Annotated in this window: 17 protein-coding genes; 2 read left to right on the top strand and 15 right to left on the bottom strand. The window is 39.4% G+C overall.

The window, feature by feature from the left end; all coding sequences use genetic code 11:
• Positions 1–44 precede the first annotated feature (44 nt).
• Positions 45–1,352, top strand: a complete 1,308-nt coding sequence (locus tag FBD94_RS20720) for a sensor histidine kinase (RefSeq protein ID WP_136881620.1) — start codon at positions 45–47, stop codon at positions 1,350–1,352.
• On the opposite strand, the gene FBD94_RS20715 is transcribed toward FBD94_RS20720, so the two are convergent.
• The 8 genes from FBD94_RS20715 to FBD94_RS20680 form a co-directional block, all read right to left on the bottom strand.
• Positions 1,341–1,535: a hypothetical protein gene (locus FBD94_RS20715; protein WP_131612536.1), complete on the bottom strand. Its 195-nt coding sequence runs from the start codon at positions 1,533–1,535 to the stop codon at positions 1,341–1,343. The genes FBD94_RS20720 and FBD94_RS20715 overlap by 12 nt on opposite strands.
• Before the next feature lie 36 nt (positions 1,536–1,571).
• Positions 1,572–2,153: a DUF4833 domain-containing protein gene (locus FBD94_RS20710; RefSeq protein WP_136881619.1), complete on the bottom strand. Its 582-nt coding sequence runs from the start codon at positions 2,151–2,153 to the stop codon at positions 1,572–1,574.
• Positions 2,154–2,243: 90 nt separating this feature from the next.
• Positions 2,244–2,756: a DinB family protein gene (locus tag FBD94_RS20705; protein ID WP_136881618.1), complete on the bottom strand. Its 513-nt coding sequence runs from the start codon at positions 2,754–2,756 to the stop codon at positions 2,244–2,246.
• Positions 2,757–3,262: 506 nt separating this feature from the next.
• The gene (locus tag FBD94_RS20700) at positions 3,263–3,721 is read right to left on the bottom strand and encodes a JAB domain-containing protein (RefSeq protein WP_136881617.1); all 459 of its coding nucleotides are present in this window, start codon (positions 3,719–3,721) and stop codon (positions 3,263–3,265) included.
• Positions 3,722–3,882: 161 nt separating this feature from the next.
• Entirely contained in the window at positions 3,883–4,353 is a 471-nt protein-coding gene (locus FBD94_RS20695) for a hypothetical protein (protein WP_136881616.1), read from the bottom strand.
• A gap of 85 nt (positions 4,354–4,438) precedes the next feature.
• The gene (locus FBD94_RS20690) at positions 4,439–4,714 is read right to left on the bottom strand and encodes a hypothetical protein (RefSeq protein ID WP_136881615.1); all 276 of its coding nucleotides are present in this window, start codon (positions 4,712–4,714) and stop codon (positions 4,439–4,441) included.
• 157 nt (positions 4,715–4,871) lie between these two features.
• Positions 4,872–5,171: a hypothetical protein gene (locus FBD94_RS20685; RefSeq protein WP_136881614.1), complete on the bottom strand. Its 300-nt coding sequence runs from the start codon at positions 5,169–5,171 to the stop codon at positions 4,872–4,874.
• A 53-nt stretch (positions 5,172–5,224) separates the two neighbouring features.
• Entirely contained in the window at positions 5,225–5,422 is a 198-nt protein-coding gene (locus FBD94_RS20680) for a hypothetical protein (protein WP_136881613.1), read from the bottom strand.
• A gap of 911 nt (positions 5,423–6,333) precedes the next feature.
• On the opposite strand from FBD94_RS20680, the gene FBD94_RS20675 reads away from it, so the two are divergent.
• On the top strand, positions 6,334–6,726 hold the full coding sequence (locus FBD94_RS20675) for a hypothetical protein (RefSeq protein WP_136881612.1): 393 nt from the start codon (positions 6,334–6,336) through the stop codon (positions 6,724–6,726).
• 80 nt (positions 6,727–6,806) lie between these two features.
• Here FBD94_RS20675 and FBD94_RS20670 read toward each other — a convergent pair whose 3' ends face one another.
• From FBD94_RS20670 to FBD94_RS20640, 7 genes are all read right to left on the bottom strand, one after another.
• Complete coding sequence (locus tag FBD94_RS20670; protein ID WP_205945916.1) at positions 6,807–7,649, bottom strand: hypothetical protein; 843 nt, start codon at positions 7,647–7,649, stop codon at positions 6,807–6,809.
• A gap of 7 nt (positions 7,650–7,656) precedes the next feature.
• On the bottom strand, positions 7,657–8,016 hold the full coding sequence (locus tag FBD94_RS20665; RefSeq protein ID WP_136881610.1) for a DUF6717 family protein: 360 nt from the start codon (positions 8,014–8,016) through the stop codon (positions 7,657–7,659).
• A 71-nt stretch (positions 8,017–8,087) separates the two neighbouring features.
• The gene (locus FBD94_RS20660) at positions 8,088–8,828 is read right to left on the bottom strand and encodes a DUF4595 domain-containing protein (protein ID WP_136881609.1); all 741 of its coding nucleotides are present in this window, start codon (positions 8,826–8,828) and stop codon (positions 8,088–8,090) included.
• Between the two features lie 24 nt (positions 8,829–8,852).
• Positions 8,853–9,164, bottom strand: a complete 312-nt coding sequence (locus FBD94_RS20655; protein WP_136881608.1) for a hypothetical protein — start codon at positions 9,162–9,164, stop codon at positions 8,853–8,855.
• A 477-nt stretch (positions 9,165–9,641) separates the two neighbouring features.
• Positions 9,642–10,127: a hypothetical protein gene (locus tag FBD94_RS20650; RefSeq protein WP_136881607.1), complete on the bottom strand. Its 486-nt coding sequence runs from the start codon at positions 10,125–10,127 to the stop codon at positions 9,642–9,644.
• An 82-nt stretch (positions 10,128–10,209) separates the two neighbouring features.
• Positions 10,210–10,722: a hypothetical protein gene (locus FBD94_RS20645; protein WP_136881606.1), complete on the bottom strand. Its 513-nt coding sequence runs from the start codon at positions 10,720–10,722 to the stop codon at positions 10,210–10,212.
• 938 nt (positions 10,723–11,660) lie between these two features.
• Entirely contained in the window at positions 11,661–13,505 is a 1,845-nt protein-coding gene (locus FBD94_RS20640) for a hypothetical protein (protein ID WP_136881605.1), read from the bottom strand.
• Positions 13,506–13,560 lie beyond the last annotated feature (55 nt).

The following is a 13,560-nucleotide window of genomic DNA, read 5'->3' as shown; positions in this document are numbered from 1 at the left end:
TTAACCTATTACGAAGACAGTTTAAAAGTGCAGCAATAAACAATTTGATCATCAAGAATGAGATTAGAAGAGCTAATCTTCTTGGGTCAATCTTGATATCAGGACTGTCGGTTCTAGTAGCAAGTATCGTATTGCTTTTTTATCGATATAGCTTTACCATTAATACATCTATTGAGATGGCTTTCGTGGATAAAGTGGTATTAGTTAATAGCTACACTATCATTGCTTTTTTTGTTCTGTTCCTTATCGGTAATTACGTCTGGAGATATCGGGCTAAAAATTCTTATATAGCAGCAATCTTGCCCTACATTGTATTTATTACCTTGATGCAGTGGGGAACATTAACTACTATTTACGCCCAAACTATAGGAACTTCCCTCACTGCATTTTTAATGGCTTCATTATTGGCTCCTATGAGCTTGTTGATTCGGCCCTTGAATCTGTTTGTCTTGCTAAGTATTACCTATGCGTTATTTTACTTTGGGATATCATACACTCAAGTATATCCACATCAGCTTTTTTTTAATGCAATCAATGGATTGTGTATCACATTTATTGCTTTCGCATCGGGCATCATTAGCTGGAATAGCAGTATGGCTAGATTTATTCAAGGCCGTTTGCTTGCTCAATCTACCAGGGAGCTCAAAAAGGCAAATACAAGTAAAGACCGATTCTTTTCTATCCTTGCCCATGATTTAAAAGGGCCTATCAGCTCTACACTAGCACTTGCTGAATTGCTGGAAATGGGAAGTTTTGAAGATGATGAAGCTGAGCGTAAAAAGGTATACCGACTCTTGCAGAACAGCCTTTATAATAGTTCGAAATTATTAGATAATGTGCTGTTATGGGCTCGAAATCAAGGCGGCAATATCACCTATAGCCCTGTTCAGCTCAATTTGCATCAGACTGTAGAATCCTGCATTGAAGTGCTTAAAATAGTGGCCGCACATAAAGACATTACGATCAATAATCTAACAGACCAGGATATTTCTATTTTTGCAGATCAGGATATGATTCATACTGTATTCAGAAACCTATTGTCTAATGCGATCAAGTTCACACCAAATTTAGGTGAGGTACAAGTACTTTCTGAGCAAATTAAAGATGAAAGTTCACCAAAGGAATTCATTAGTATAACAGTTGTTGATCATGGCATAGGCATGGATAACACAACGTTAGAAAACCTGTTTACGATAGACAACAAATCGACTGCCCTTGGAACGAATAATGAAACTGGTACTGGCCTTGGCTTGGTACTTTGCAAAGAATTTATTGAAAAGCACGGAGGCAGCATTCAGGTTCAAAGTGCTAAAAACAAAGGCAGCAAATTTACAGTAAGCTTACCTGTTTAACATCTCTAAATAATGTAATCCCTCGGGTGTAAGGGATGCCGAGTGTTGCACACGATCTCTTACTATGGTTATGTAACCCAGTCTTTCTAGTTCCTCATAGGTCTCTTCCATCCCGCCAAGTATTGAAGAACTAACTTGTTGATCTATAATCTCCAGTAGTGATTTAATCTCTTCTTTTTCCATGACTTTAAATATTTGGTTATTTAAAGATAGTAAAAACTAAACTTTTATTCTTTCAATTATCGGGGTTTTATTAGCGGTATTGATTCCTTTTAATTCTACATACTTCACGTTAGGTAACCAGAACGATCCACCTTGTATTCTAAGAAATATGCGCTCTAGCTGGATTTTCTTTTTGTTTACTGTAACGTAAACATGGTATTTTTTATCTTCAGCAGATTTCATCAAATACATGGGAAGATTTTTATGCGAAACGAATCTTAGCTCATATTGATCATCACCAATCGCTTTAGCCTGGATACCGTAAGCAAATTTCCGCTGTATATAACTTAAATCCTCTTTCTCCCCTTCTTCACCGTACCTAAGCCAATATACCTTTATAGGATCTTTTTCAATTACCTCTCCGTTCTTGTCTACATTCAATTCACATATAATTGTATTCGTATTCGGATCCCTTTGAAGGTAAAAAAGCTGATTGGCTATCCCCTGTGGTGTAGGAAATTTTAATGGAGATGGATTTCCGGTTTCAACAGCTTGCGCATAAGCACTAACATTTGCAAATAAAGCAATGAAAAACCAAGATAATATGAGAAGATGAGCGATAGATTTTAGAGATTTCATGTTTCCTACATTTTAATGGAGATCAAATTTAAGCCAAAACCACCATACCTTAATGGCACGATGGTTATTTTACATTAGGTTTACCTTATTTTAATTTACGGCATGTTTGTTTTTAATGTTTTTCAGTTGATGTGCATGTCGTTGTGTATGATAGATCATAAAATAAACGGCTTCCAATCGGGCAACTTGCCCAAGTCCTGGCAACTCAAATGACAGGCAGGTCTGCGTAAGATCCAGATCGGTAACCGCTTTGCTTACATCAACCTTTATGTCTTCCAAAGTATTTATTAGACGTTCCTTATTGTACGCTTTCATTTCGGGAAGTATAAAAGCTGGTGCGTTCATTTTTGTTGTAAAGTCTAGCATAATACGTTCAATAGTTTTCACCGATTGATCTGGCGCTCTATCTGTATCTTGAACGGGGCCATTTAATGCCTCTGCGAAGCCTGAATTTGCCTTGCAGATATGCCGGGCAACCTGAGCTGGTGTCCAGCTTCCTTCAAAAGGCACAGCGTTTAGCTGCTGTTCATCAAAAGATGAAATTAACTGCTGAAATTCTGTTATTGTACTTTTCAATTCCTTAACAATTTCATTCTTATTCATGGTTTTATTCTTTAATGGTGTAATAAGTGTAACAATTTCATGTTATTATTAAAATAAATCTACGTTAACTAAATGAGAAAAAAGGGCTTAAATGCGTCAAAAAAGAGGTTGTTTGCGACAAATATTATTTTAGTGTCATAAAATTGAAATTTCAATAGTGTATCATATACACTATATAGAAATAACTCCGTATATTTGTTTTATTAAATAATGAAACAACAGCTTCTACTCAGATGTTTTAACAACTCTGATAGAACTTAAAGAGAAAACCCGTTCATACAGGTTTATATTTGGTTAGAGTAGAGGAGAGCTTGGATGAGTCGCCTCTTTCTTTTTTTATAGACCTTTTTAAGCGGTGATTTTTAGGTAGTTATGTTCTACACCTAAGGTGTTGCATGAGTTAATAATTCTGTTACTTATCTTTTAATAGTATGTGCTAATATAGCATTTAGAGGCTGTATTGAAGGTCTTGTCCCCCATTTTGTCCCCGTGTCTGTCCCTATAATTTACATCATATCTTCATCAGCGAAGCTATAAAATGCATCCTTACTTACGATCAGATGATCTAGTATCAAGATGTCCAAGAGTCGTGCTCCTTGTTGTAGCTTCCTTGTTAGGTCTACATCTGCTTTACCTGGTTGCAATTCTTCACTCGGATGATTATGGCAGAGGATGATACCACTAGCGCCACTTTTAAGAGCAACAGCAAATATGACCTTCGGGTCGGCAAGTGTTTCTGTAACTCCACCCATAGATATATCTACTATCCCCAATACCCTGTTCTTTCTATTCAGCAGAAGGATTTTAAACTCTTCAATGAGTTCGATCTTACCGAGTGACCAATGTGCTATAAAGACCTCATGCGCTTGCTTAGAGGTACTGATCTGAGGTCGTTCAGATGGTTTGTACTTAGGCTTGTAGGTCAGCTCGACCTCGGCCACTTTAAATAATGTGTTATGTACCATAGTTTTATTAATTATGGTAACCAACCAAGCTTTCCGAACGACTAAGTAAAGAGGCAACGGAATAAATGGACTGTGCGGCTGCTATTGTGGGTTTATGCCGGAACTTCTTTGTACGTGTCGCTAGGACAAGCTTACCTTTGTGGAGTAATTAATACAATCTTCTATTTAAATAAACTAACAACTGGCTGATTAGGCAGTGATTCTATATCCAATCGATAAGCTTTTAGCCTATTCCAAGAAAGGATGCTACCACCTTTATTGTGGCTAATTAACTGAAGTGCTTTTGACCAAGGGACACTATAGAACTCTCTCAAAGCATAATCCTGAGTGAACACTACTATTATGAGTTCATCTATCAACGCTGCTTCACTATAGCTTATATGGGTCTTTCTATTCTTATTTGTAGCAGCCTTTGCGTGTGCCTTAACCTGAATACGTTTCTCACCTACAATCAAATCCCAATCCTTGTTTATACTAGTTGACGCAAGCGTGCCATTGAAGATTTCTTTAACTAGCCATTCACTTATCTGACAGGTTAGGTCTGTCTTATTAGAAGTAACACCTCCCTCTCTTAATGCCTTTAGCGCATCTACAAGGTTTCTTATGGTTCGTTCCTGAGCTTCGTAGTTCATATCCATAAAAGTATTAATAATCTATTATTAAGAGGACGTTACACTTTTTCGGATATTGGTATGTACTATCGATGAGGGAGTAGACCTAATCCATAATCCTCATAGCATCGTCAATTGCTTTTACAATGTCTGATATAGCAGGTTCTAAATCTTTCGGAAAGTCCGTCCAATCATAGTCATCTCTATTAGAACCTGAACCGTTAACTTGAGTAAACTTAACCTGCTTACTTCCAACAGTGCCACTCCAATGTATTGGTGCCTTCCACGTTGTATAATTGAATCCTTGATCAGCATTTAAGTAGAAGCTGCTCTTCAGTGATGACTTCTGATAGTCGGTATAGGTTCCTGTTACTTGATACATATATAATGATAATTAAGACCACTACAAGATATAGATAATTAAGTCAAGCACCTACACTTTTTCTATAAATGGAGTTACTACCCCTTATGCTATATAAGGTAAATAGTTACTCTTATCAGTCGAAAACTGTACCTTTTAAACGAACAGGAACACCTAGCTAATCAATCGTAACACTACCGTAAATCCCTCCGTCCATGACAGTGCCATCTTCATCGAGGAAGACCCCATCTACCATTACAGAATAGTATTGCATTAAGGGCTTAAAGGTCTCATTCTCATTCCTAGGGACAAGCTGAAGCAGGTATTTACCAACCTCTACAAGTAGTTTTTTACCTCCTCTATCACTTATGACCGTTCCAAAGAGGTTGCCCTTATCCCAATCAGAGGGCTCATGTACAATGATTCTAACAGTTCTTCCTTTCATAATGGCTACCGAAAAAGAAAGGGCACATACCATACGGCATGCACCCTTAACGCTCTCGCTGTAAACCTAACAAACTATATTGTTAATTACAAGCCTTTCGTTTTATATTCTTGGAGTAACCTGATACTGTGTGCACTTTCTTCTACACATGACATGTAGTTTTCTATCGCCCACCCATCATTAAATCCGTCGTTGATAACCGTCTCCATTGCCGTCCTTACATTCATCGCCTTCAGTTTGCACTGATACTGTAATTCTTCTAGTTCTGATCTATAGCTACTCATATAAAAAGAAAGGATATGGTAGATTTACAGATGAACAACATGGAATGGGTGGCGTTACGTTGAGATGAGAGTTTCATGGCACAAATATAAATAAATCAGTGTACAAACAAAGACCATCGTTCTAATCCTACCACCAACCCTATTAATGCTCACCGCCTGCGAATGGAACGAAGGTCGGTACAGTAAAGCTACATCGTAGCGATGTACTGATATGTTTTCAGCATGAAAACACGAGGATTGGCGGAATTGTTGATCTGATGGCCTAGAGCGCTGATGCTGCAACAATTGTGACAATCTGAAGCCTGAGCGACCCGCAGGGTGAGCTGAACTGGGAAAGCCGATAGATTCATTAATAATGAAGCGCAGCAAATGGTTAATGAAGATAGAGCAGGCTTTCATGAGCTGACTCGTATGCTGAAAGCCAAAAATGATGACAGATTGCATGTGGGCAGGCTAAGCCAGGATGACAATCCTAGCTGTGTGCGTTGGGGCAAGTGAAGTGAAGATGTGCTTTTAAAGCTAATCAAGCGAACGACATCTGGCGTAATTTTGTGGCGAGCATAGTCACAGCGAATACCGCATTTCCGGCGTCTTGCTTTGTTCAGAACGGACAGGCTTATGATAGTACGAATAGTTCGTAGATGCTTTTGTAAGTGGCACTACAGGACTTCTACCTTCTAAAACAAGACCATACGATGCCTTAACCTGTTCTAAGCAGCAAAAGAGGGAGAGGCATTGTATGCGTCTGCATATTTAATTATCTATACAATTAAAGCGCATCACATAAATTGTTATCTTGTCCGAAACACGCTTACAGTATGAATCAACAAAATGTATTTCAGATATTCGGGCACATAACAGTGTTCTTCTCTACCTTAGACTTCGTTGTAACTAGATGCATAATTGAATTGGTGTCTGATTCGTACAAGGCCGTGAAGCAACCTTTAAAGGATTCAACAACACTGGGTGTAAAACTGAAGTTACTAGATGCGTTAGGTGAGCAGGATGTAATTTCCAGCGTTGTATTGCAGCAGATTAAGTTAGTGCTTCCAGAAGCATTTAAAGTAGCGAATGAAAGAAACCGATTCATGCATGATCAGTGGGTTTTCGCACCTCAAACTCTAGAGAACGGCATAATCAATAGGATGTCACTAACAGATTTAAAAAACTGGAATACAGTGCCTACGGCCGAAGTTCCCTACACATATAGTGACCTAGAGGATCTACTGCGTCGAATAGGAGCCTTACAGCATACATTTGGAGAAGCGGTTAACACTTTACAATTGCTTTCTGTTAAGCACTAACATATTGTACAGAATAAAAGTGCTTAATAATTCACGGCCTAAGCCACCCCTTTTGTGAAGGGGGATGGATTGGGAATGTACTAACGCCTTATACCAAAGTACTCTTTATCCTCCCTCTTTAGGTAATCCAGTGCCTTGTTACCAAATTTAACAACAAGCTTGTCATGTAACTGGTTCCATAAGTTACTGCCGACAAATAGTATCTTAATTGTATCATTTGATGTGCAGCTGTTAATCAGCTCCTTAACTCCCTTTTCATCTTCGAATGAGTAGGTCAAGATATAACTGTTTAAAATGAAGTACCCTTCAGTAGCACTACTGGGGTGTAGGAAGACAATTTTCCCGTTCACCTCCTCTATATCTCTTATAGCAGCTAAAGAAAAACTGAAGGGAAAACTAATCGTACTGCCCTTAACCTTGGATACTAACTCGCTGCTCTTTATACTCTTGTATTCAACTAATATACTGCGTAGTTGTTTCTCTATTTGTGTATCAAGAAAGAACCTACTTGCTACATAGCTTTTACTTATACCGCATCTCCAAATGATGGAACTGACGAATAATCTAAATGTGAAACCATCAACTCTATTAACTGTGGCTAGAGAGCCATCATCTACCTCCTGCCATTCAAACCAATCCTTCTTTCTAACGTCCCATAGTGCATTATGTGTCCCGTTACACATAATTGTCTCTAACAATGAGAAATACCCCTCACAAGATGAGCATAAAAGATGATCTTCAGCATCTGAAGATTGTACATATTTAGTTTCTCTATCAACCTTGTCTGTTGACATCTGATAACCTCTAAATCTATCCGCCTCCTTAAGCAGCGTTTTAGTCATGAACTTAGGTATGATATGAGAATTCCTTTTGTCTGCATTCTCGACTCCACATAGTAGACATAGGTCATGTTCTGTTCTCATTGTTAAATTAGATTATGGTGTTTACAGGACAGAAATAAATAGCTACAGGCAATTCATGAAAAACCTCGACTGTAATCTGACATAACCACATAGCATGGTTAACTGGTTCACCCTTATAGGTTTCCATAACGTAGTTGCCACCACCAACAGAGTTTGTTAAATCCTCTACTAGTTCAATCCTGTCGGCACCTTCAAACGGTTCATCACTCATTTCTAGGTAGCATTCATTAGTGTAGCTACTCACCTTATCAAGCATAGTATCAGCCCCTTCTACCATTTGTAAATCATCAATTGACCCGCTCCACTGCGGCAGATCAATGTACCATTTACCGTCTGCTGTCTTGTAAAATCTAAATGTGTCCTTCATGTTATATAAGGTGAAGATATAAAAAAGAGCCACACGTTGTGCAGCTCTGTAGCGATAATCTGTTTTACCTGTTACTTACACTCGTAAGTAAATCTGTACTCGGATGTGTACCCACCAGTACTCACCATTTTAGCCGAAGATAGCTTACCTGTAGCGTCGTTGATGTAGGTAAAGTCAACCACTGTCTGATTCGATCCCGGTTCGTAAATGATCTTACTTGGTAGGTTCTTGGATAGCTTGCCGATGTAAGGAGTAACACGATACCCGATCTCGTCAAAGTCCAGTACCTCGCCAAATAACCAACCGTAAACAATATTGTTACTGGGTTCTGCGTTGCCGTAGGTGATGTTAACCCAAGCTTGATTGTTGTAGGCAGAGGTAGACAGATTACCGTTTAAATAGATTAAGGTCTGCTTGTCGGTGCCGATTCCTGCTTCGATCAGTTGACCATCAGTGTTATACTTAAAGTTGAGTAGATCACTACCTTGATTGGCACTGGTGATTCTACCGTTCGCGTCAAGGTTATAAACCTCTGTATCGCCTCCAACACCTTTCCACGTTACTTTATTATTTCCGTAGGTAAATGTTTCATATTCGGTTGACTGCGCTGTACCATAATCGACTCTTGTTATCCTTCCATCACTGTCATAGCTGTAATAGTACTTATCCGTAACATCAGCATTGCCATCTTTGTAGGTGTGTTCCACCACTTTCACCTTACAAGTTGTTTCCTGTTCCGGTTCAGTTTTGTTTTTAGAGCAAGCTACAATCAGCAAGCATATTGCTGAGAGCATTAAAATAGATTTGTTCATCTGATTATGTATTTAGTTATAATTCTACCTTGTGTTCTGCGCTATAAGGCTTTCTACAGCAGTTTCATAAGCTTGGCGGTGATTTACGGCTAATAGATTTAGTTCTTTAACTATCTCCTTCAAGTCTTGAGTTCCATATGTATAGTGATTAGTAATGTTCATCTGCGATGGGTCTTTAACGGTGGTTACAATGATTCTCGTTACTCCCTCTCGTGTTAACCAGTTCATCAATGAGTGCTTCTTGTCTAAGGCAAGTAGTAACCGGATTCCCTTTCCGAAGATGGATTTCTCCAATCCACAAGATGTAACGAGTGTTTTTTTTACGCCCCTGTCCATGACAGCGGTAAACTCGATTCTAAATATTACTATACTGGTTTGATAGTCGTTTATGACTATGGTATTGACATCTTCCTTCTTGGCAGAGTCGCCAAGAAGTTGTTCGATTAAGATTGTTTGGAGTCTGGACTTATCTTGATTCATGTTTTAGGCTGACCGATAGTCCCAACTCGGCAGTTAATAAACACTAAAGCGTAGGGAACTGAACCAATCCTGCACTCAGAGGCTCCTAGGAGGGCCCATTGCAACAGGTGGACAGCACCTACGCTGTAGCGCAGGCGTGAACCACTCTGTTCTTGTTGCAATGTTGAATTTTCCTAGGATTCCTGATATGCAAGAACTGATAGCTACGCTAATATTTCTTAATGATATGTTATTCTCTAGTCTCTGTAATAGGCTCTGTTCTCCTTGTTTTTAAGTTTACACAAAGCTAATGAAGTTTAAGCGAAAAGAAAAGGGCACTGAGTCCCTTTCTTTCTATACTGCTACAGGTTCATCTACTAAAATGGTTACGTATTCATTCTCTCCCTCTGTTATCCGTTTATAAAAGAAGTACCTAACATCTTTCGTATTGGCATCAACTCTGATGCAGGATTCTATGTTTACACTGGTGTTGTCCTGCATGGTGTGTTTCATCACTTCTCTGATTAGTTGATTGTGTAGCATTGAACCAAAGCGAGTGACGGCCTCGGTATCGAACCCTATGTAGATTACCAGTAAGGAGTTTTTGTTACGGGTAAGCGTAACGTTAAAGAAGTATGATAGATACTCCTTGACAAGGCTGTTGCTGTTATTCTGTAAGTGGTTTATCAATACTGATGTCCTGTACTTCTTGGTCTCGAAGTTGCTGACTACCGCACGTGCCGATTGGGTAATCAGATTGAATGCTTGCAGCACTTCTGCGTTCATCTGTTGTTCTGTCGTGAGCTGATCGTCTACGGTGTTTGCTTTTTTTGCTTTCATGTTGTGATTATGTGGGGTTAACTGTGATTTATATTGTTATATAAAGGCTTGCCGTTAAAACTGGCAAGCCCTATGCGGATGATTAAAGATGTGTGATGAACCTGTCGGGTTGACAGGCTAAGCAGTTACGGAAGAATGTTGGGTAGTCCGGTTGCTTAACCGCTTCGGTACTATAGCTTCTCATGGCAAACCTGTCAATGAGCGTTTTTATCTCTTCTTCAAACGGGCAGTGATCAAACTGGTACTCAATGCGGTACTGGTTGGTGATTGAGCATTCAAGATAAAAAAAGAAGGATGGCGTGATCAAAGTATAGAGGCCATGTGAGTCTGTCGGGTCTTGTTCGTTGTTCAGTTCAATGATGATTCTGTCCTCCTTGCTCGGTAAGCCTTTGTAAAGCTCTTTCGTTTTCTTAAGGATTGCAAAGTACATCCCTTGAATAACGGGGTTGAAGGACTGTTGAGCGTTGCTACCATACTGCGCAGCACGTGTTTTGTTTTTGTAGATGGACTTAGTCGAGCTTAACCGGGTTTCTATTTGCTCTAGTGCTGCTTTGTCCTTGGTAATCTGAGTGTTTCGGGTGATCTCTGGCTTCATTTCTAATCTTTTAAAAGGTAAGTTGTTTTGTCTTGACTGATTTAGGAGAAGCTGTTCTGTTATGGCAAGTAAGAATTGTATATACTATTTGCTTCCCTATCTTGATCATGCCCGGGGTGTGGTCAGACCTATGGCAGTGGTCGATATATATACTCGAAATTTTACTCGGGCACTCCTTATAATAAGCTATAAGGGCTGTTTTACCTTTTATAGGATTTGGGTGATATGGCTAGATCAGGAGAGCTTCACCTTCCGAAGCACCCATAACGATTTGGTTTTCTAGTGCGATAGGTGGAGGGGTGGGTAAAAGTTCGGCTTCAGAATATATATATGGTATGTGTTGGTATATTATTACCTTTAGCCTTGATGCTACTCTATTATAAATATCCGCTTAAGGTCTGGCTAACCAGTGTGCTTGTAAGCCCGTTACTTTATTTGCTCATTATTGAGATGGGTGGTTACCGAGACCAGTACGCAGCCTTGTTCAGTGGTTGGGGCTACTATGTTGTAGCTGTAATGGTGAGCACTTTATTCTCAATCCCAAACTGGTTACTCCTGTGGGTTTGTTATTACTTTATCAGTAAAACAACGTGGCCACTGATTAGAAAGAAGGTGCTTCTACTTACTGCCAGTTTATTGCTCACAGTCCTTCTGTTTGTATTCTATATAGGTGGTCAAGAAATAATCAGTGCCGGAGATTACGTTACAGTTGTTTCTTATATGCTGACTGTTGCAATTGGCTGTATGTCATATAAGGTAAACACAGTACCTAGCATAGTCAAAGTATAAGCAAATCGACCTATCCCACATTTGCTGCCTTACTTTATGAGGTGTCAAATAATATGTCTTATCGTCGTTCATTTGTATATATATACTGTAGAGGGCGTATTCCATGTTTTTTGACACACCCGCTGGTTCAACCTTGCCAATAACTATGTTTACACGGGTAAGTCGCAGAACTTCCATGCAGGTATCCTTCTGACCTTCCCCATAGTTGGGTTGAGTGCTCCATTAGAATCCTTCACTCGTGTCTTTATGATAGAGAAAATGTTTAGATCTTCTATTTGCTTAGCCTTTGCGATCTTCCTCCCACCTTGGGCGTTTTTATATCCTAAGTCATCATATGCCCGCTGTAAAATCGCACAAGACTGATCAGTAGTGTATGGCATATCGCGAATGATATCATCTTTCAGTCTTGCTTTGAGTTGTTCGTCCAGATTAGAATTACTAAGCTTTACCAGTTCAGCGTGCATCTTCCTGTCATCGTAGCCTAACCGTATCATCGACTCTTCACCTAGAGCATCAAGAGCAGAAAAGACAATCCAGTAGCTATCCTTGAGTTTATTGAAGGTCATTTTGCTCTTATGATATAAGTACTTCTCCGGGTTTTGACGATACTCCTTTATAAGAGACACAACCTGCTTGTTGATTGTTGCTTTTGATACCCCCTTGACCAACAATGGTTCTAGATCAGAATATTGTATACGCACATTATAGTTCATGTCTATCCAATGCTGCTGAATCGTAGCGATATTAGCATACCCCTCTCTTGTGTACTCTCTACAGATGTGCTGATCGACTTTCATAGGGTATACATATGCTTCTTTAGTTTCTCTCGTGAACTTACAATAGGGCTCAACAAATCGCTCTGTTACACGCTTTTCTTCCATTCCATCTTTGACAGCTTTTGCTTTAAAGTCATTATAGTATTGTGCATGATTAATTGCTTGGTAGTACCAGTTCGTGCTTATGTGTTCAAATGACCTGACTTCACTGATGTCGGTTCCAAAGTTATTGGTAACGTGATATATTTCATGTGGTTGTACCGTTCTGAGTCTGCCGATTGCTTGGAAGCCATTGTAAGGTATACCAACTAGACTATGCTTCACCTTCACATCCGTTACCAGAATAATGGTAGCTAGGTTATTGTCAAACATGTCCCATCCATCGTAGTATCTCATACTGTAGAAATTAAACTTCTTGTACTCGCCTGCTCGAGGCTCATGTTTAAAGTGTACAGAGAGGTCAGCAAGTATTCTAAGGTTTCTTTCCTCATCCCGGCAATATATGTTAACATCAGAGATCTTCGCTGTGCGTATTACCTTCTCCATCTCCTTAACGGAGTTATAAAAGATGTGCACATTCCCAGGAAACTGTTCAGGATTAGTGAGGAAGTCATTTAGAACCGTCTTGGGGTCGTTATTGTCGACAATAATCACTTTACCAAACGTCTCATCGAACTTGATCTTGTAGTGGGTAAGTGTTGCAAAGCGTGGATCACTATATGGGAAGTAAGTGGCGGTGCCTAGTGCTTTGTTCTCAAACTTCCAAAAGTAATCGAATGGTGTAAGGATATACTTCCTAAAAGCATCCACAGCATAGCAGTGCGCCTCATCCAGTAAGCAAAAGAACTCTTTGTACAACCAATCTATCTTTCCAATTGCTTTAGCTGCATCAATGATCTTCTTGAAACCCTCAGGTGTGGTTACAAGTTTTTTATGTTCTTTATCACATTTTAGATATGCTTCGATTGCACCTGGCTTAACTTTATCGATGATCTTAAAGGTGTTTCTGTGCTTGTAAGCCTTCACCTTCAATTCGATTATACTGGTATAAGGAATTACAATAATACTATGACGGTCTGCATGAAACTCGGCATACGTCATGCCTAGCCCGGTCTTGCTCTTGTCTAGATATGAATTGGATGGTATTAGTTTGTCTGGGAATGCATCTTCAAATTTTGCATCAAGCTTTAGTTTGATCTCTAGTTTGTTATTGTTCATCTCTTGTTTCACCGGAGGGTTTTGATTCCGATGATGCAAAAGTGCTGACCCGTGG

This window comes from Pedobacter hiemivivus (genome assembly GCF_005144565.1).
GTDB classification, from domain to species: Bacteria; Bacteroidota; Bacteroidia; order Sphingobacteriales; family Sphingobacteriaceae; genus Pedobacter; species Pedobacter hiemivivus.
This window is presented reverse-complemented; position numbering and strand designations above follow the sequence as displayed.